At 61.2% G+C, this 20478-nt stretch carries 11 protein-coding genes and 1 other RNA gene; 5 read left to right on the forward strand and 7 right to left on the reverse strand.

Annotated features, from left to right (window positions below; genetic code table 11):
* Window positions 1-43: 43 nt before the first annotated feature.
* From ACPFMA_RS19345 to ACPFMA_RS19370, 6 genes are all read right to left on the reverse strand, one after another.
* Window positions 44-2458: an SIR2 family protein gene (locus tag ACPFMA_RS19345; RefSeq protein WP_425928491.1), complete on the reverse strand. Its 2415-nt coding sequence runs from the start codon at window positions 2456-2458 to the stop codon at window positions 44-46.
* A 380-nt stretch (window positions 2459-2838) separates the two neighbouring features.
* An RNA gene (ffs, locus tag ACPFMA_RS19350) (signal recognition particle sRNA small type) lies at window positions 2839-2935 on the reverse strand.
* A gap of 484 nt (window positions 2936-3419) precedes the next feature.
* The gene (gene ligA / locus ACPFMA_RS19355) at window positions 3420-5777 is read right to left on the reverse strand and encodes an NAD-dependent DNA ligase LigA (protein WP_425928492.1); all 2358 of its coding nucleotides are present in this window, start codon (window positions 5775-5777) and stop codon (window positions 3420-3422) included.
* Window positions 5778-6051: 274 nt separating this feature from the next.
* Window positions 6052-6924 carry a cell division protein ZipA gene (zipA, locus tag ACPFMA_RS19360; RefSeq protein ID WP_425928493.1) on the reverse strand — a complete coding sequence of 291 codons (873 nt, stop codon included), beginning with the start codon at window positions 6922-6924 and terminating at the stop codon, window positions 6052-6054.
* 201 nt (window positions 6925-7125) lie between these two features.
* Window positions 7126-10614, reverse strand: coding sequence for a chromosome segregation protein SMC (smc, locus tag ACPFMA_RS19365; RefSeq protein ID WP_425928494.1), 3489 nt, complete (start codon window positions 10612-10614; stop codon window positions 7126-7128).
* A gap of 2 nt (window positions 10615-10616) precedes the next feature.
* Window positions 10617-11276, reverse strand: coding sequence for a GntR family transcriptional regulator (locus tag ACPFMA_RS19370; protein WP_009396167.1), 660 nt, complete (start codon window positions 11274-11276; stop codon window positions 10617-10619).
* Between the two features lie 403 nt (window positions 11277-11679).
* Here ACPFMA_RS19370 and xdhA point away from each other — a divergent pair, with 403 nt between their 5' ends.
* The 4 genes from xdhA to guaD all read left to right on the forward strand — a co-directional run bounded on the left by xdhA (window position 11680) and on the right by guaD (window position 17842).
* Window positions 11680-13134, forward strand: coding sequence for a xanthine dehydrogenase small subunit (xdhA, locus tag ACPFMA_RS19375; protein WP_064302576.1), 1455 nt, complete (start codon window positions 11680-11682; stop codon window positions 13132-13134).
* The gene (gene xdhB / locus ACPFMA_RS19380) at window positions 13127-15526 is read left to right on the forward strand and encodes a xanthine dehydrogenase molybdopterin binding subunit (RefSeq protein ID WP_420057054.1); all 2400 of its coding nucleotides are present in this window, start codon (window positions 13127-13129) and stop codon (window positions 15524-15526) included. Before xdhA ends, xdhB begins: the two co-directional genes overlap by 8 nt.
* Window positions 15527-15678: 152 nt before the next feature.
* Window positions 15679-16524 carry a xanthine dehydrogenase accessory protein XdhC gene (gene xdhC / locus ACPFMA_RS19385; protein ID WP_009396161.1) on the forward strand — a complete coding sequence of 282 codons (846 nt, stop codon included), beginning with the start codon at window positions 15679-15681 and terminating at the stop codon, window positions 16522-16524.
* Between the two features lie 10 nt (window positions 16525-16534).
* A complete protein-coding gene (guaD, locus tag ACPFMA_RS19390) occupies window positions 16535-17842 on the forward strand; it encodes a guanine deaminase (RefSeq protein WP_425928495.1) in 1308 nt (435 codons plus the stop codon).
* 142 nt (window positions 17843-17984) lie between these two features.
* Here guaD and ACPFMA_RS19395 read toward each other — a convergent pair whose 3' ends face one another.
* The gene (locus ACPFMA_RS19395) at window positions 17985-18755 is read right to left on the reverse strand and encodes a GntR family transcriptional regulator (RefSeq protein ID WP_009396159.1); all 771 of its coding nucleotides are present in this window, start codon (window positions 18753-18755) and stop codon (window positions 17985-17987) included.
* Window positions 18756-19222: 467 nt separating this feature from the next.
* Here ACPFMA_RS19395 and ACPFMA_RS19400 point away from each other — a divergent pair, with 467 nt between their 5' ends.
* Complete coding sequence (locus tag ACPFMA_RS19400; protein WP_240160561.1) at window positions 19223-20458, forward strand: NCS2 family permease; 1236 nt, start codon at window positions 19223-19225, stop codon at window positions 20456-20458.
* The last annotated feature ends 20 nt before the right edge of the window (window positions 20459-20478 follow it).

The following is a 20478-nucleotide window of genomic DNA, read 5'->3' on the forward strand; positions in this document are numbered from 1 at the left end:
TAGCGAAATAGAAACCCACTCTAACCGCCACCGCTACTATCAGCTAAGTATGCAAAAAATTTTGAACAACCCGCTCCAACGAAACCTGACAGCTTCTGACATGCTTATGGGACTTAACTTCCGCAGGCAAGGTCTTAATACGCGCCACAACATCCTCGCAAAAGCGAGAAATATCAGCCTTATGACCGTCTGAAAGCTCCGCAAGATGTACAGAAATAAAGTCAGAAATAGATGCTGCCACTCTATAAGGATAATGTTTCTTTTCGTGAAGCATCTGCTTCAACAAAATCCCCTTTGACTCTCGATACAATTCAATCGAGCTTGCCACATCCTTTTCCCTAGAGGCTTTAACCAAAAGGAATCGCGCATAATGGTTATCAATCTGATAAGTATCATAATTAATACTTTGCGCAAATTTATATGCCGATTGAAAATACGGCGAAATCTCGTCAACATTATCCTCAAACGACAGCCTTGCAATCGCATACTGCAGCCAATAATGTGGATTTTTACGCGTAAACTTTAAATTCTGGATTGATTCATAAAAGAATATAGTTGAATTTCGCAGACCTGTCCGGGGAAGCATTTTCTGAAGCGAAGAGAAGCTCATCAGGCTTCGCATAAAGGACTCAAACTCAGGACCAAGCTCTGTTTTATTATGAGCCTGCAAGAACATCTCAATAAGAATCTCTACAACCTCCGAAGCTTCCGAGAGATTAGTAAGATAGTACTCAGCAAGAACGGATGACTTGAGACGAATCCTCCCTGTTGTGTCATCCCAAAAAAGCTTAACGGCAGCTCTATCTGCATTCGACAGCTTAATCAAGGGAGCGCCAACAAGTAACTCATTAATCATTGTCCGATCGCTACTAAAACCAGCAGCACTGAGTATAAAAACGCCAATGATCACACGTCTTACATCGTCGCTCAACGAGCCAAATATTTCCGATATCCGCTCAGAGATCTGCGGGGAATTATAGATCTTCAACAACACTTGATGAAGCTGCGCATCGCAACCTTTAGATACCAGATGATACTTATCAGAATCTGAATACGCGGAGTACTCGCCCCACAACCCGTAACTGTCAATCAAAGATATTACTGAATTTATCTCAATACGAGAAAGCCGATTAATATCAACTTCTAAAATTTCAGTGGTGCCAAGCGCCACCTCGAGACGATCTCTAAATGCTTCGTGCACATGAGACCGAGCCGTTAGCAAAAACCTAATCGGCCTTCCAGTCCGCCTCATACTGACGAAGTCGATGAAGTCAAGGTATGGCACATAGTTATCGATAACAATGATTGTAGGTACATCATTCCTCAATAAAGTGCCAACTTCCTTGCGAGCCGCTTTATTGTCAGTACTAAAGCGATAAACCTTAGCACCTCTTGATGCAAGCTCATGAATAACCTGCTCCACTGCTACACTTTTACCATTCCCAAGGTCAGAAGTTAGCACGACATCATGTCTTGTCATGACGAATTCAGGTATATCAACCAACGACTGCCGCGCTGCGATATATGACCTACCCTCTACTGCCGAAAGGTGATAACCAATAAGAGAGCTTTCAACATCACCATACAAGAATAACTTTTCAACATCAGAGTTAGAGGGCTCTCTTACTGTCACAGACGGGTTAAACTCTTTGAGTGACAGAAACGTCGTTGGTGGAGGCAGTGGACTATGAGTATTCTTTAGCGAATTCAGAGCGCTCGCAGCAGCTTGCACCCCTATAGGAAATAATTCACCAAAAATTGGCAGCAACGCCTCGTCAACCTCATCAGGAGAAGGAGCAGTAATAAATATACATTTCGACCTTACATCTTCCGAATGAAGCACCCTCTGTATATCAAGATCATAAAGCGAGTAACCAATGAAGATGACCGCTTGCGCCATTATGATATCTTGACGGAAGACCGTACACCACTTCGAATTAGTGAAATTATCTGTGAGATAGCTTTCCGAAGTCAACTTGAAAGTCGACCTTAGATTATTTGGAGCAAGGGTATTAATGAAACCATTTAAGTGAACACAAGTGCGAGGATTAGGAGCATGATTTTCCGGAGCATCCTCAAGTGTAACTGACGTCAAAGCCCTTGAATTCTCAGCAGAGCTTTTCTCGATTAAATCATCATAGTTTGTTGTATAAATTCTTTGCCAAGGAATAGACAAAAAATCTATATGGTGAGATGCCGCCCTCTTTATCGTGAACGAATCACGACACAGCTCAGCCAAACTAGGCGCACCAAATTTTTTTATATAAAACTGGGATGCAATAGCAAGATTATCATTACTAGAACTCAGGCCACACAACGCATTAAGATGCTTTGCAAAACCAGTACCTGACAAAGGCGATTCATTTTTCAAGTTTTCCGACAAGTAGGAAAACCCAGAACCCGCAAAAAGAACAGCATTACCATTCAAAGCGTGAGTCAAAGCGGTATTCAAATCCATGAACAATACTCTAAACAATTATGAAATTGATAATACTTTGCTATAGAGGCTTTAGCAGGACCCTGCTGGCGGATTTTGGTTGATACCCGATAAGTCACACGCCGTCCGCTCTCAGCTCAGACGTCACATACTAGTAGCACTGAGCCATTATGGCAATTACCAACCCCTTCGAAAAATCAGGAAAAAACACAGTTCCGCAAAGTCCAGACGTAAAGGTCAATGCGTGCGGAGATGCGCAGGGGGAAGAAACTCTGGCGAGAAACCGCAATGGCACTAGAATTTGTGACTACATGCATAGCCTAGGTGATCCAGGCACTCTCACACTCAGAGATTTCTGAGCGAGAAATCCTCGAGAATTCAAGGACCTAAAATGGAGGCGGCCCCACCAGCCACACCCCGGCACACAATGTTCCCGCTATGGCTGCTCCCTTCCGGGCCTGACCAGGTTTACGGGTAATCGTTGCGGGGGGACCGATGGGGCCACCATTACGCAGCTCGCCATCTGGTGACGAGCCGCGCCATTGTACCGGTCTGAGGCAGAGTTACAACCTTTGGGTGAGAAAAAATCATCATTTCTCAAGGACTTGTCCGAAGCGAGGGGCTCGCTGCGTGACGCTGTCGGGGGGCCTGGGCGCCAGTTGTGCCAGGCATACCGGAATGGGGCTGGCTGTGAGGGCGGCGAGCCGCTGCGATCAGGAGGCTGAATTCATTGACGCAATCGCTGGCAAGCCAGCTCTCATAGAACAAAACATAACTCTTTGATTTGCAGGGCCCTTGTGGGAGCGGGTTCATCGGAGCGCCGAACCGCCGCGATTGCTATTGTGAATTCACTACCGCAATCGCGGCGGTTCGGCGCTCCGATGAACCCGCTCCCACAGGGTACGCGTCGTGCTTTGGAACTGTTCTCTGCGCGACAGCGCAGCCTGAAAGGCTGGGCGGACTCCCACAGGGTCCGCGAATCCTAGACGGCGATGCCCTGCCCAGCCAGAAATTCGATGAAGGCGTCCTCGTCCATTACCTTGACCCCCAGTTCGTTGGCCTTGGTGAGCTTGGAGCCGGCACCCGGCCCGGCCACTACGCAGTGGGTTTTGCCGGAGACGGATCCGGCGACCTTGGCGCCGAGGCTTTCCAGTTTGTCCTTGGCGATGTCGCGGTTCATGCGCTCCAGGGTGCCGGTGAGGACCCAGGTCTGGCCTGCCAGTGGCAAGCCTTCCGCCGTTTTCTTTTCGCTGGCCCAGTGCATGCCGAATTCCAGCAACTGCGCTTCGATGGCCCGGGCGAGGTCACGGTTGGCTTCGACCAGGAAGAATTCACGCACAGCATCCGCCTGCTTGGTGGCCAGGGCCTGGCGCAGGTCGATGCCGTCGGCTTCGATGATCTTGTCCAGGCTGCCGAGCTTGGCGACCAGCTTTTCGGCGCCGGTAGGCCCGACCGAGGAGATGTCGAGCTTGGCGATCATGCCGGCCAGGGTGGTGCTGGCGGCAAATTCTGGGCTGAGTTCGCCTTCGTCCTGCAGTTGCATGCCGCAGTCGAGCAGTTGCTGGATGACGTTGCGGTTGTGCTCGTCTTCGAAGAAGTTGTGAATCTCGTATGCCACTTCCAGGCCGATGTCCGGCAGGTAGGTGAGCACTTGCGGCAAGGCCTTCATCACCCGTTGCAGCGAGCCCAGCGAGCGGGCGAGGACCTTGGCGGTTTCTTCGCCGACATCCGGGATGCCGAGGGCGTAGATGAAGCGCGCCAGGCTCGGGCGCTTGCTGGCTTCGATGGCGGCGAGGAGCTTGTTGCTGGAGACTTCGGCGAAGCCTTCAAGCTCGACCACTTGCTCGTAGGTGAGGCGGTAGAGGTCCGCCGGGGAGGCGATCAGGCCTTCGTCCACCAGTTGCTCGACGCTCTTTTCACCCAGGCCGTCGATGTCCATGGCGCGGCGCGAGACGTAGTGGATGATCGCTTGCTTGAGCTGCGCGGCACAGGCCAGGCGGCCGACGCAGCGGTACACGGCACCCTCGCTGACGGTTTCCTTGCCCTTGCTGCGCTTGACCAGTTGGGTGCGTTCGACCTGCGAGCCGCATACCGGGCATTCGGTGGGGATCTGCACCGGGCGCACGATGTTCGGGTCGCGGCGTTCCAGTACCACTTGCATGACCTGCGGGATGACGTCGCCGGCGCGGCGGATGATCACGGTGTCGCCAATCATCACGCCCAGGCGCGCGACTTCGTCCATGTTGTGCAGGGTGGCGTTGGCGACGGTGACGCCGGCGACCTTGACCGGCTTGAGCCGCGCCACCGGGGTAACGGCGCCGGTGCGGCCGACCTGGAATTCGACGTCGAGGACTTCGGTGAGCTCTTCCATGGCCGGGAATTTGTGGGCGATGGCCCAGCGTGGTTCACGGGCGCGGAAGCCGAGTTCGCGCTGCGAGGCGAGGCTGTTGACCTTGAATACCACGCCGTCGATTTCGTACGGCAGGTCGTTACGCCGGGCGCCGATGTCGTGGTAGTAGGCCAGGCATTCTTCGATGCCGGCGGCGTGCTTGAGCTCGCGGCTGATGGGCATGCCCCAGGCCTTGAGCTGTTCGAGGATGCCGATATGGGTGTCGCCCACCGGTGCGGACACCTGGCCGATGCCGTAGCAGCAGAATTCCAGCGGGCGGCTGGCGGTGATCTTCGAGTCGAGCTGGCGCAGGCTGCCGGCGGCGGCGTTGCGCGGGTTGGCGAAGGTCTTGCCGCCGATCTCGGCCTGGGACGCGTTGAGCTTTTCGAAGCCGGCCTTGCTCATGAAGACTTCGCCGCGCACTTCCAGCACCTCCGGCCAGCCCTCGCCGTGCAGCTTGAGCGGGACGTTGCGGATGGTGCGGACGTTGACGCTGATGTCTTCGCCGGTGGTGCCGTCGCCACGGGTGGCGCCCTGGACCAGTTGGCCGTTGCGGTAGAGCAGGCTTACGGCCAGGCCGTCGAGCTTGGGTTCGCAGCTGTAGTCGATCGGGGCGCCGCCGCCGAAGAGGTCGCCGGCCGGCAGGTCGAGGCCTTCGACGACGCGGCGGTCGAACTCGCGCAGGTCGGTTTCCTCGAAGGCGTTGCCGAGGCTGAGCATGGGGATTTCATGGCGAACCTGGGTGAAGGCCGAGAGCGCGGCGCCACCGACGCGCCGGGTCGGGGAGTCCTCGGTGACCAGCTCCGGATGCTCGGCTTCCAGGGCCTGGAGCTCGCGGAACAGGCGGTCGTACTCGGCGTCGGGGATGCTGGGTTCGTCGAGCACGTAGTAGCGGTAGTTGTGCTGGTCGAGTTCGGCGCGCAGTTCGAGGATTCGGGTTTCGGCATTCATGGTTCTGGGTCTCTTGCTATGAAGAGCAGTCGGGCGATGGTCTGCTGGAAAGGAGAGCCTTGGGGCAGCGCGGACCCTGTGGGAGCGGGTTTACCCGCGATTGCGGTGGTGAATCCAGCATCGCAATCGCGGGTGAACCCGCTCCCACAGGGTTCAGTGGTGGCTTTACTATCGCTATCGCTGGCAAGCCAGCTCCCACAGGGTTCGCGTCGGGCTCTCGATCTCTGTAAGCACAAGGGCCGCTAAGCGGCCCCTGTGGTATCAACTGCGTGTTTCAGCGTTTCTGGGTCAGCGCGCGGCGCTCGAATTCGACGATGCGCTGGCGGTAGTGTTCGATGGTCTGCGCGGTCATGACGCTGCGCTGGTCATCCTTGAGTTCGCCATTGAGTTCGTGGGCCAGCTTGCGTGCGGCAGCCACCATGACGTCGAAGGCCTGCTTCGGATGACGCGGGCCCGGCAGGCCGAGGAAGAAGCTGACGGCGCGGGTGCTGAAGTGGTCGATGTCATCCAGGTCGAAGACGCCCGGCTTGACGGCGTTGGCCATGGAGAACAGGACCTCGCCGTTGCCGGCCATGCTTTCGTGACGGTGGAAGATGTCCATTTCGCCGAAGCGCAGGCCGCTTTCGAGGATGTTCTGCAGCAAGGCCGGGCCCTTGAAGCCGCTTTCGTCGCGGGAGATGACGCTGATCACCAGCACTTCCTCGACCGGTGGCAGTTCCTTGCCTTCCGCAGCAGTACCGTAGCCGGTGGTCGTGGTGGTGCGGGTGTTTTCCGCCGGGAAGTCGTCTTCGGCATCGGCGAACAGGTCAGGCTCGCGCGGTTCGGCGCTGAGGGCGAGGTCGCCCTGCAGCGGCTCGCCGCGCTTGCCACGCTTGCCGGCCTTGCCCGCCTTGGGCTCGCGCGCCGGGGCGCTCATCGAAGGCAGGTCGTCCTCGTCGAGTTGCGGTTCCTGGTGCGTGTCCAGCACGCGGGACGGGCCGAGCACTTCGGCGTTGCTGTCGTCGTCAGGAAGATTGGAGAAGCTGCGGTCCAGACGGAATTTCAACTTGCCCTTGCCACCGCGCATGCGGCGCCAGCCGTCGAAGAGAATACCGGCGATAACTATGATGCCGATGACGATCAGCCATTCGCGCAGACCGATTTCCATGTAATCCCGTGCCTCTGTAAAAAATGCTGAAAAATAAAAGGGTTAAAACCCTTTAAAACGTGGCGCCAACTCTATGTTCTGACTGACGTTTTACCCACGCACGAAAAATTGACATTAAGCTAGCACGACCAAAGATAACTTTACACCGTCTAGGCCACTTGACCGGCGCATTTGCCCAAAGATCGTGCATAAACTCCCGTTTCAGGCGTCGACCATGGCCATCGCCTCCTCCACATCCACAGCCACCAGCCGCGAACAGCCGGGTTCATGCATGGTCACCCCCATCAGTTGATCGGCCATTTCCATGGCGATCTTGTTGTGGGTGATATAGATGAACTGGACGGTCTGGCTCATCTCCTTGACCAGCCGCGCATAGCGGCCGACGTTGGCATCGTCCAGCGGCGCATCGACTTCATCGAGCATGCAGAACGGTGCCGGGTTCAATTTGAAAATGGCAAATACCAGGGCCAGGGCGGTCAGCGCCTTTTCACCGCCGGAGAGCAAATGAATGGTGCTGTTCTTCTTGCCTGGCGGCCGCGCCATGATCGTTACCCCTGTATCGAGTAAATCTTCGCCCGTCAGTTCCAAGTAAGCGCTGCCGCCACCGAAAACTTTCGGGAAAAGTGCCTGCAATCCGGCATTTATCTGATCGAAGGTATCCTTGAAGCGGTTGCGGGTTTCCTTGTCGATCTTGCGGATGACGTTCTCGAGGGTGTCCAGGGCTTCCACCAGGTCGGCGTCCTGGGCATCGAGGTAGCGTTTGCGCTCGGATTGCTGCTGGTATTCCTCGATGGCCGCGAGGTTGATCGCGCCCAGGCGCTGGATGCGGCCGTCGAGGCGCTCCAGTTCGGCTTCGGCCTCCTGCTCGCTGGCCTCCGGGGTCAGGGTGGCGATCACGCCGTCGAGGTCGTAGCCGTCGGCGTGCAGTTGTTCTTGCAGGGTCTTGCGCCGCACGCTGAGGCCCTGCCATTCCAGGCGGTGCTGTTCGAGCTGGCCGCGCAGCAGTTGCGATTGCTGCTCGGCCTGGCTGCGGCGTTTTTCGGCGTCGCGCAGCTGGCGGTCGGCGTCGTCCATGTGCAGGCGCGCCTGACGCATTTCCTCGTCGACGCTCATGCGTTTTTCCAGCAGCTCTTCCAGCTTCAGGCGCAGCTCTTCCAGCGGCGCCTCGCCCTCCTCCAGGTTGAGGCTGAGCTGTTCGCGCTTTTCAGTGAGGCGTTCGGATTGCAGCTCCAGGCGTTCCAGGGCCTGGCGCGTGGAATCGTGCTGGGCCCGCAGGGAGCCGAGGCGCACGGCCAACCGGTGGGCGTGGTCCTTGTGCTGGCGGGCTTCCTGGCGAACCCGGTCGAGGTGCTCGCGCAGGCCGTCGCGCTGGGCCAGCAGCAGCTCGCGCTGCTCGGTGTCCTGGGCCATGAGCTCCAGGGACTCCTGCAGGATCAACCGGGACTCACCCAGTTGCTCCTGTTCGATCGCGCGTTGCCCGGCAGCCTCGGCCAGTTCGTCTTCAAGACGCTGGCGGCGCAGGTTGAGCTGTTCGGCGCGGGCCTTGCCGGCGGACAACTTCGCTTTCAATTCACCTTGCTGGCGGGCTTCTTCCTGGGCACGACGGCGCAGTTGCTCGCGGCTGTCTTCCAGGTGACGCTGCTGCTCGCGCAGTTCCCCGAGCTGCTCGTCAAGCTGGGCCAGGCGCGCCTCCTGTTCCTCTTGCTCCAGCCCCAGGCGCTCCAGTTCCTGGCCACGGGCAAGCACACCGCCCTGGGCATCGCTGGCCCGGCTGACCCGCAGGAAGTGCCGCCCCACCCAGTAGCCGTCACGGCTGACCAGGCTTTCGCCCTCGCCCAGTTGCCCGCGCTGGGCCAGGGCCTGGTCCAGGGTTTCCACCGGGCGTACCCGGCCCAGCCATGGCGCCAGGTCCACCGCGCCTTCGACCTTGTCCAGCAGGCTGCCGGGCAGGCGGGTCGCGCCGGCCTGGGCGTCGAGCAGGCGCAGTTCGCCCTGGTCGAAGCCGTCGAAGGCCAGGGTGTCGAAACCGTCCACCAGCACCGCTTGCAGATCGGCGCCGAGCACGGTTTCCACCGCCAGCTCCCAACCGTTTTCGACCCGCAGGCCCTCGGCCAGGCGCGGACGCTGTTCCAGCCCCTGCTCACGCAGCCATTCGGCGGCGCCTTTGCCCGGTTCCAGGGCCGCCTGCTGCAAGGCCTCCAGCGAGGCCAGCCGGCCGCCGAGGCGCTGCAATTCGCCCTGGGCCTGCTGCTGGGCCTGGGTCGCCTGTTGCAGTTGCTCGCGCAGCGTGTCGAGACGCTCCGCAGCCTGTTGTTCTTCCAGTTGCAGGTCTTCCAGCGCCAGTTCGCTGGCGGCGACCTGTTCGGCCAGTTCGAGAATGGCCGCGTCTTCCGGGTCGGCGCTGAGCTGATCGCGCTCTTCGCCCAGCTTGCGCTGGCGCTCGGAGAGGCGTTCGATGCTGTGCTCCAGTTGCTGGATCCGCGACTGCTGCACCTCGGCCTGGCGCCGCGGCTCGGCGGAGCGGGCGTTGAAGGCGTCCCACTGTTCCTGCCAGCCGTGCATGGTGGTTTCCGCTTCCTCGAGGGTCGCGGCAGCTTCCTCGGCGGCGGCCAGGGTCATTTCCTGTTCCGGCTCGAGCATTTCCAGCTCTTCGCCGAGGGTCGCCAGCAAGGTGCGGTCGTGGCCGAGGTGGGATTCGGTTTCCTGGCGCGAGCGCTCGGCTTCCTTGAGGTCGTCCTGCAACTGGCGCAGGCGCTGCTGGCCGTGCTGGATGCTTTGCTCGATGCGCGCGATATCGCCGCCTACCGAATAGAAGCGCCCCTGCACCAGATTGAAGCGCTCGGACAGCTCATGGTGCCCGTCACGCAGCCTTTCGATGCTGGCGTCGGCGTTGCGCTGGTCCGCCACCAGCGCCTCGAAGGACACTTCCTGGTCGCCGATCACGCTTTCGCGCTGGCGTACCTGCTCGTCCAGCGCACGCCAGCGCAGGGCCGCCAACTGCGCCTTGAGCTGGCGTTCCTCGGCCTTGTATTCGGTGTATTTTTCCGCCGCCTGGGCCTGGCGATGCAGGCGCTCCAACTGGCGCTCCAGCTCTTCGCGCAGGTCGGTCAGGCGCTCGAGGTTTTCCTGGGTGCGGCGGATGCGGTTCTCGGTTTCGCGGCGGCGCTCCTTGTACTTGGAGATGCCCGCGGCTTCCTCGATGAAGTTGCGCAGCTCTTCCGGCTTGGCCTCGATCAGCTTGGAGATCATGCCCTGCTCGATGATCGAGTAGCTGCGCGGCCCCAGGCCGGTGCCGAGGAAGATGTCGGTGATGTCCCGGCGCCGGCATTTGGTGCCATTGAGGTAATAGGTGTTCTGCCCGTCGCGGGTCACCTTGCGGCGGATCGAGATCTCGGCATAGGCGGCGTATTCACCCACCAGGGTGTTGTCGCTGTTGTCGAAGACCAGCTCGATGCTCGCCTGGCTTACCGGCTTGCGGCTGGTGGAGCCATTGAAGATGACGTCGGTCATCGATTCGCCGCGCAGGTTCTTCGCCGAGCTTTCGCCCATCACCCAACGCACCGCGTCGATGATGTTGGACTTGCCGCAGCCGTTGGGCCCGACCACGGCGGCCATGTTGCTGGGGAAGTTGACCGTGGTCGGGTCGACGAACGACTTGAAGCCCGCCAGGCGGATGCACTTGAGGCGCATGGTCAGTCGGCCACCAGGGCCGAGAGCACCAGTTCGCAGCTGCGGCTGCAGTAGGTACTCAACACCTCGCGGACCTTGGCCAGGTCACGGGCGACCACGGCCTGCAGCAACTGGGCAAACAGCACCAGGAAGTCGTTCATCTGCGCCTTGCGCCGGTCCAGCGCCAGGTAATAGGCACGGCTCATGGCCGGCTGCAGGTTCTCGACGGTTTCCTGCAGGTAGGGGTTGTTGGCGAAGGGATAGGCGGCGCGCATCACCGCGAAGCTTTCCTCGACGAAGGTCTGGATGTCCTTGCGCGCGCAGGCCTCGGTGAGCCGTTGCTGGATGCCGAGGAACGGCGCCAGGTCGGCCTGGCTCTGGTGCCCGGTGGCGACCGAGTTGCCCAGCAGGATGTACAGCTCGCCCATCAGCGCGCAGAGGCTGCGCAGGTTGTGCTCGTTGAGTTCGGTCACGTGGGCGCCACGGCGCGGCAGGATGGTCACCAGGTGACGGCGTTCGAGGATCAGCAGCGCTTCGCGCACCGAACCGCGGCTGACATTCAGCGCCTGGGTGACCTTCTGTTCCTGGATGCGTTCGGCAGGCTTGAGTTCGCCCCGGATGATCCGCTCGGCCAGATAGTGGGCAATTTGCTCGGAGAGGCTGTCCGGCGCCTTGAACGTCATGGTTGTCCTTCGCAATCGTTGAACGGCTAAAAACCCGGAAGTGTACCGCAAATGCCCTTTGCCAGCATGAAAGACGCCGTCAACCTGCACGAGCTTTTCGTGCCTGGCGTACGACTTTTCATGGGTCCGAGGGCATTCCTCAGCGTACGCCCGACTCCCCGCGAAGAATTCAGTCAAGGCTAGTCGAGGATCGGGCATGCTGCTTGCAAACGTTCACTCATCCATCTCAGCGTTTTCCTACGTGATCGGTGCTTAACTGAAGACAGGGAAAAGTGCTGCGGATGACCGTGCGCGGAAAATTTCCTGACCCTTAAGTCAGAAAATCATTGACCGGAAAGTCAAGGCTGAATACATTCCGCCTCAGTCCGCTCAACAACAATAAATTCGCTTGTGAGGCCCTTCCGTGATCCAGTTTCTCTTGAACCAGGAATTGCGCAGTGAGCATGCCCTGGATCCCAACATGACGGTGCTCGACTACCTGCGCGTGCACCTGGGCAAAACCGGCACCAAGGAGGGCTGCGCCAGCGGTGACTGTGGTGCCTGCTCGGTGGTGGTGGCCGAGCTCGATACCGATGCCCAGGGCAAGGAAAGCCTGCGTTACCGCAGCCTGAACTCCTGCCTGACCTTCGTTTCCTCGCTGCACGGCAAGCAGTTGATCAGCGTCGAGGGCCTCAAGCACCAGGGCAAGCTGCACAGCGTGCAACAGGCCTTGGCCGACTGCCATGGCTCGCAGTGCGGCTTCTGCACCCCGGGCTTCGTCATGTCGCTGTTCGCCCTGCAGAAGAACAGCGACGCGCCGGACCTGCACAAGGCCCAGGAAGCCCTGGCCGGCAACCTCTGCCGCTGCACCGGCTACCGCCCTATCCTCGCCGCCGCCGAGCAATCCTGCTGCCAGGCCAAGCCTGACCAGTTCGATGCCGCCCAGGCGCAGACCATCGAGCGTCTGAAAGCCATCGCCCCGAGCGAAACCGGCGAACTGAACAGCGGCGACAAGCGCTGCCTGGTGCCGCTGACCGTGGCCGACCTGGCCGACCTCTATGGATCGCACCCGGAAGCCCGGCTGCTGGCCGGCGGTACCGACCTGGCGCTGGAAGTGACCCAGTTCCACAAGACCCTGCCGGTGATGATCTACGTGGGTAACGTCGCCGAACTCAAGCGCATCGAGCACTTCGACGACCGCATCGAGATCGGCGCCGCCACCCCGCTGACCGACTGCTACGACGCCCTCAGCGCCGAGTACCCGGACTTCGGCGAACTGCTGCACCGCTTCGCCTCGCTGCAGATCCGCAACCAGGGCACCCTGGGCGGCAACATCGGCAACGCTTCGCCGATCGGCGACTCGCCCCCCTTGCTGATCGCCCTCGGCGCGCAGCTGGTGCTGCGCAAGGGCGAGAGCACCCGCACCCTGAAGCTGGAAGACTATTTCATCGACTACCGCATCACCGCGCGCCAGGACAGCGAGTTCATCGAGCGCATCATCGTGCCCAAGGCGCGCAGCCACTGGGCGTTCCGCGCCTACAAGGTGTCCAAGCGCCTGGACGACGATATCTCGGCGGTGTGCGCGGCCTTCAACCTGCGCATCGAGAATGGCGTGATCGAGCAGGCCCGGGTGGCGTTCGGCGGCATGGCGGCGATCCCGAAACGCGCCCGTGCCTGCGAGGCGGCGCTGACCGACAAGCCGTTCAACCAGGCCACCCTGGAGAAGGCCTGCCAGGCCCTGGGCGAAGACTTCACCCCGCTCTCGGACTTCCGCGCCAGCAAGGAATACCGCCTGCTGGGCGCGCAGAACCTGCTGCGCAAGTACTTCATCGAACTGCAAACACCGCACATCGAGACCCGGGTGACCGCTTATGTCTAACCATCATCACGTGGCCAAGAGCCAGGCCGAACTGGCCGAACTGTTCAGCCAGGACCTGACCACCGGGGTCGGTCGCAGCGTCAAGCACGACAGCGCGGACAAGCAGGTGTCCGGTGAAGCGGTGTATATCGATGACCGCCTGGAATTCCCCAACCAGTTGCATGTGTACGCCCGTACCGCGGACCGCGCCCATGCGCGCATTCTGAAGATCGATACCAGCCCGTGCTACGCCTTCGAGGGCGTGCGCATCGCCATCACCCACGAGGACATTCCCGGCCTCAAGGACATCGGCCCGGTGGTGGCCGGCGACCCGCTGCTGGCCATCGACAAGGTGGAGTTCTTCGGCCAGCCGGTGATCGCCGTGGCCGCTCGCGACCTCGACACCGCGCGCCGTGCGGCAATGGCGGCAATCATCGAGTACGAGGACCTGGAGCCGGTGCTCGATGTGGTCGAGGCCCTGCGCAAGAAGCACTTCGTGCTCGATAGCCACACCCACCGGCGCGGCGACTCGGCCAGCGCCCTGGCCAGCGCCCCGCACCGCCTGCAGGGCACGCTGCACATCGGCGGCCAGGAACACTTCTACCTGGAAACCCAGGTGTCCTCGGTGATGCCCACCGAAGATGGCGGGATGATCGTCTACTGCTCCACCCAGAACCCCACCGAAGTGCAGAAGCTGGTGGCCGAGGTGCTGGACGTGCCGATGAACAAGATCGTCCTCGACATGCGCCGCATGGGCGGCGGTTTCGGCGGCAAGGAAACCCAGGCGGCCAGCCCGGCCTGCCTGTGCGCGGTGATCGCTCGCCTCACCGGCCAGCCGACCAAGATGCGCCTGCCGCGGGTCGAGGACATGACCATGACCGGCAAGCGCCACCCGTTCTATGTCGAGTACGACGTGGGCTTCGACGACAACGGCCGCCTGCACGGGATCAACTTCGACCTGGCCGGCAACTGCGGTTACTCGCCCGACCTGTCGGGCTCGATCGTCGACCGCGCGATGTTCCACTCCGACAACGCCTACTACCTGGGCGATGCCACGGTGCACGGCCATCGCTGCAAGACCAACACCGCGTCGAACACCGCCTACCGCGGCTTCGGCGGGCCGCAGGGGATGGTCGCCATCGAGGAAGTGATGGACCGCATCGCCCGGCACCTGGGGCTCGACCCGCTGGCGGTGCGCAAGGCCAACTACTACGGCAAGACCGAGCGCAACGTCACCCACTACTACCAGACCGTCGAGCACAACCTGCTCGAAGAAATGACCGCCGAGCTGGAGGCCAGCGCCGACTACGCCGAGCGCCGCGAATCGATCCGGCGCTTCAACGCCAACAGCCCGATCCTCAAGAAAGGCCTGGCGCTGACCCCGGTGAAGTTCGGCATTTCCTTCACCGCCAGCTTCCTCAACCAGGCCGGTGCGCTGATCCATATCTACACCGACGGCAGCATCCACCTGAACCATGGCGGCACCGAGATGGGCCAGGGCCTGAACACCAAGGTGGCGCAGGTGGTGGCCCAGGTGTTCCAGGTGGACATCGAGCGCATCCAGATCACCGCGACCAACACCGACAAGGTGCCCAACACCTCGCCGACCGCCGCCTCCAGCGGTGCCGACCTGAACGGCAAGGCGGCGCAGAACGCGGCCGAGACCATCAAGAAGCGCCTGGTGGAATTCGCCGCACGGCACTTCAAGGTTACCGAGGAAGACGTCGAGTTCCGCAACAACCATGTACGGGTGCGCGACGAGATCATCACCTTCGAAGCGCTGATCCAGCAGGCGTACTTCGCCCAGGTGTCGCTGTCCAGCACCGGTTTCTACCGCACGCCGAAGATCTTCTACGACCGCAACCAGGCACGTGGCCGGCCGTTCTACTACTTCGCCTTCGGCGCGGCGTGCTGCGAAGTGATCGTCGATACCCTGACCGGCGAGTACAAGATGCTGCGCACCGACATCCTGCATGACGTCGGCGCCTCGCTGAACCCGGCCATCGACATCGGCCAGGTCGAGGGCGGCTTCGTCCAGGGCATGGGCTGGCTGACCACCGAGGAACTGGTGTGGAACGCCAAGGGCAAGCTGATGACCAACGGCCCGGCCAGCTACAAGATCCCGGCGGTGGCGGACATGCCGATCGACCTGCGGGTGAAGCTGGTGGAAAACCGCAAGAACCCGGAGGACACGGTGTTCCACTCCAAGGCCGTGGGCGAGCCGCCGTTCATGCTGGGGATCGCCGCCTGGTGCGCGATCAAGGATGCGGTGGCGAGCCTGGCCGATTATCGCGAACAGCCGAATATCGACGCCCCGGCGACACCGGAGCGGGTGTTGTGGGGTTGCGAGCAGATGAGGAAGAAGATGGCGCAGCGACAGGCTTCGGTCGAGGTCGAGGCGGTCACCGAGTAACGGGCTGGCCTGTTTGTGAAGGCTGCCGGCCTCATCGCCGGCAACGCCGGCTCCCACAGGGTTCGGCGGTGTACGCGATACCTGTGGGAGCTGGCGTTGCCAGCGATGAGGCCGGCACAAGCACCACAAGATTCCTTGAGAGGACATCAATCATGCACCAATGGATCAACGCCCTCGCCGAGTTGCAGGCCCAGGGCGAGCCCTGTGTCCTGGTGACCATCATCGAGGAGCGCGGCTCCACCCCGCGCAACGCCGGTTCGAAAATGGTGGTCAGCGCCTTCCAGCTGTACGACACCATCGGCGGCGGCCATCTGGAGTTCAAGGCCATGCACATCGCCCGCCAGATGCTCGCCGAAGGCCGCGAAGCGCCCCACCTCGAACGCTTCAGCCTGGGCGCCAGCCTCGGCCAATGCTGTGGCGGCGCCACCGTGCTGCTGTTCGAACCCATGGGCGCGGTGCAGGCGCAGATTGCCGTGTTCGGCGCAGGCCATGTCGGCCGCGCTCTGGTACCCTTGCTCGCCGCCCTGCCCTGCCGGGTGCGCTGGATCGACTCGCGCGAGCAGGAATTCCCCGCGACCCTGCCCGCCGGGGTCAGCAAGATCGTCGCCGACGAGCCGGTGGACGAGGTCGATGAACTGCCCCCGGGCAGCTACTGCATCGTCATGACCCACAACCATCAGCTCGACCTGGAACTTACCGCCGCCATTCTCAAGCGCAACGACTTCACCTGGTTCGGCCTGATCGGCTCGAAGACCAAGCGCGCCAAATTCGAACACCGCCTGCGCGACCGCGGCTTCGATGCCCAGCGCCTGCAGCGCATGCGTTGCCCGATGGGCCTGGCCGAGGTCAAGGGCAAGCTGCCGATCGAGATCGCCGTGTCCATCGCCGCCGAGATCATCGCCACCTACAACGCCAGTTTCGGCCAGCACAACCCGGCCGCGAACGCCGAACCCATTGCTCAATTGCTGCCGCCCTCACGGCGCAGCCAAGCCATTTGACGAGACCGTTATGAGTGCAACCCGCAAAGCCTACCGTTCCGCCATTCTGCACAGCATCGCCGACCCTGCGGACGTCGGCATCGAGGCCTCCTTCGAGTATTTCGAGGATGGCCTGCTGGTGGTGGAAAACGGCAGGATCAGCCGTGTCGGCCATGCCGGCGACCTGCTGCCGACCCTGCCCGCCGATATCGAAGTGGTGCATTACCAGGACAAGCTGATCACCCCGGGCTTCATCGACACCCACATTCACTTCCCGCAGACCGGCATGATCGGCTCCTACGGCGAACAACTGCTGGACTGGCTGAACACCTACACCTTCCCGTGCGAGAAGCAGTTCGCCGACAAGGCCCATGCCGACAAGGTTGCCAGGATCTTCATCGAGGAACTGCTGCGCAACGGCACCACCACCGCCCTGGTGTTCGGCAGCGTGCACCCGGAGTCGGTGAACGCCTTCTTCGAAGAGGCCGAACGCCTCGACCTGCGCATGATCGCCGGCAAGGTGATGATGGACCGCAATGCCCCGGACTACCTGACCGACACCGCCGAATCCGGCTATGCCGAAAGCAAGGCGCTGATCGAACGCTGGCACGGCAAGGGCCGCCTGCACTACGCGGTCACCCCGCGCTTCGCCCCGACCAGCACCCCGGAACAGCTGCAACTGGCCGGGCAACTGCTGGGCGAATACGACGGCCTGTACATGCACACCCACCTGAGCGAAAACCTCAAGGAAATCGACTGGGTGAAGTCGCTGTTCCCCGAGCGCAGTGGCTACCTGGATGTGTACGACCACTTCAAGCTGCTCGGCGAGCGCTCGGTGTTCGCCCACGGTGTGCACCTGTGCGATGCCGAATGCCAGCGCCTGGCGGAGACCGGCTCGGCCGTGGCGTTCTGCCCGACATCCAACCTGTTCCTCGGCAGCGGCCTGTTCAACCTGCCGCAGGCGGAGCAGTTCAAGGTCAAGGTCGGGCTGGGTACCGACGTGGGAGCCGGCACCAGCTTCTCGCTGCTCAATACGCTGAACGAGGCGTACAAGGTGATGCAGTTGCAGGGTGCTCGCTTGCATCCGTTCAAGTCGCTGTACCTGGCGACCCTGGGTGGGGCGCGGGCGCTGAGCCTGGATGACCGGATTGGCAGCCTGAAGGCCGGCAACGATGCCGACTTCGTGGTGCTGGACTACAAGGCCACGCCGCTGCTGGATTACCGCCTGCAGCAGTCAAACAGCATCGAGGAGACGCTGTTCGTGCTGACCACCCTGGGCGATGACCGCACCATCAGCCAGACCTTTGCAGCGGGTGTTTGCGTACATCAGCGCTCGTAAGAGCACCGCAAAACAATGTGGGAGCGGGTTCACCCGCGATTGCGATAGTGAATTCACTATCGCAATCGCGGGTGAACCCGCTCCCACAGGGTCCTGCGGTGCCCACGAAAAAGGGGCTCTTGCTTGAGCCCCTTCTTGTTTGTCAGCCCTTGGCCGACACCGCCCCACCACGCTTCTTGCTCTGCAACAGATGCGAGAACACCGCATGCAGATCATCCGAAGCGCTTTCCTCGTCCAGGTTCAGCTTGCTGTCGATGTGGTCCATGTGGTGCATCATCAGGTCCACCGCCTTGGCCGCGTCGCGGGCCTCGATGGCGTCGATCAGTTGCATGTGCTCGTCATAGGAACAGTGCGAGCGGTTGCCGCTTTCGTACTGGGCGATGATCAGCGAGGTCTGCGACACCAGGCTGCGCTGGAAGCTGATCAGCGGCGCATTGCCGGCCGCCTCGGCGAGCTTGAGGTGGAATTCGCCGGAGAGACGGATACCGGCGCCACGGTCGCCACGGGAGAAGCTGTCGCGCTCCTCGCGCACCATCTCGCGCAGTTCATTCAATTGCTCGGCCGTGGCGTGCTGCACCGCCAACTCGGTGATCGCCCGCTCCACCATGCGCCGGGAGAAGAACACCTGGCGCGCTTCCTCGACGGTGGGGCTGGCCACCACCGCACCGCGGTTGGGCCGCAGCAGCACCACGCTTTCGTGGGCCAGGCGCGACAGGGCACGGCGGATGATGGTGCGGCTGACGCCGAAGATTTCGCCCAGTGCTTCCTCACTCAACTTGGTACCCGGGGCCAATCGCTGTTCGAGAATGGCTTCGAAGATATGCGCGTAGACAATATCGTCCTGGGTGCCGCTGCGACCGCCGGTCTTGCCGGCCCGCGGGGCTTTCTTGAGGGGTTGTAACTGTTCGTTCATGGGCACTCGCGCACGAAGATTCACCTATCGGGCCTCGACTGTAATACCAGCCAGTGGGGCGATGGCAAGTCCTGGGTAGAAAAATGACGGCATAAGGTATTGCCGCATTGTACACAGCAATTGGCATTTCCGCAGGTGCCATCATTCGTTATAGCCCTTGTGACAAACAAACTGCGCACATCAAATAAAACAGTATTTGCATTCTTTGTATACAAAAGCATAATCCAGCGGGCAACTTCCTGACCCAGAAGTCAACTCAGGATCCGGAGTCGCCGACACCTTCCCTCGCAGAGCCCCCAGTCAACGTGCAGGACCAGCTCTGAAAAACAAGAAAGACTTGAGGAGTACTCGCTGTGGAAAGCCGCAAATCCGACGCCCCTACGCTGGATCTTGCTCCACCGCTCGAAACGAGCTGGCTGGAACGGATTTTCAAACTCAAGCAACACGGCAGCACCGTCAAGACCGAGATGATCGCGGGCCTGACAACCTTCATCACCATGGCCTACATCATCTTCGTCAACCCCAACATCATGGCCGATGCCGGCATCGATCACGGTGCGGCGTTCGTCGCCACCTGCATCGCCGCCGCCCTCGGCTGCCTGCTGATGGGGCTGTACGCCAACTGGCCGGTGGGCCTGGCGCCGGGCATGGGGCTCAACGCCTTCTTCACCTACACCGTGGTCGGGACCATGGGCTACACCTGGGAGGCCGCGCTGGGCGCGGTGTTCGTGTCCGGGGTGCTGTTCATGTTCCTCACCCTGTCCCGCGTGCGCGAGTGGCTGCTCAACAGCATCCCGGTCAGCCTTCGCCACGCCATGGGCGCCGGCGTCGGATTGTTTCTCGGACTGATCGGCCTCAAGACCGCGGGCATCGTCGTCGATAGCCCGGCCACCCTGATCAAGCTCGGCCACCTCAACGAGCCCGGCCCGCTGCTGGCGGCGCTGTGCTTCCTGATGATCGCGGTGCTCAGCTATCACCGGGTGTTCGGCGCGATCCTCATCAGCATCATTACCGTGACCCTGGCCGGCTGGGGCCTGGGCCTGGTGGAGTACGGCGGGGTATTCTCGCTGCCGCCAAGCCTGGCGCCGACCTGGATGGCCATGGATGTGGCCGGGGTGTTCAACGTCAGCATGATCGCGGTGGTGCTGGCCTTCCTCTTCGTGCACATGTTCGACACCGCCGGCACCCTGATGGGCGTGGCCCAGCGCGCCAACCTGGTGAATGCCGACGGGCGCATCGAAAACCTGTCCCGCGCCCTCAAGGCCGATAGCGCCTCCAGCGTGTTCGGTGCAGTGGTGGGCGTGCCGCCGGTGACCAGCTACGTGGAAAGTGCCGCAGGCGTCGCTGCCGGCGGGCGTACTGGGCTGACCGCCGTGGTGGTGGGCGTACTGTTCATCGCGGCGATGTTCTTCGCTCCGCTGGCCGGCATGATCCCGGCCTATGCCACGGCCGGTGCGCTGATCTATGTGGCGATGCTGATGATGGGCAGCATGGCCCATATCGAATGGGACGAAGCCACCGACAGCATTCCGGCGATCGTCACCGTGATCATGATGCCGCTGACCTTCTCGGTGGCCGACGGCATCGCCCTGGGCTTCATTACCTATGTGGTGCTCAAGGCCTTCACCGGCAAGCACAAGGAGATCTCCGCCAGCCTGTGGGTGCTGTGCGCGATCTTCATTGCCAAGTTCATCTTCCTGTAAGGGTTGGATGCAGGGCAGAG

Origin of the sequence: Pseudomonas sp. NyZ201 (assembly GCF_049860765.1) — a bacterium.
Lineage (GTDB): Bacteria > Pseudomonadota > Gammaproteobacteria > Pseudomonadales > Pseudomonadaceae > Aquipseudomonas > Aquipseudomonas bharatica.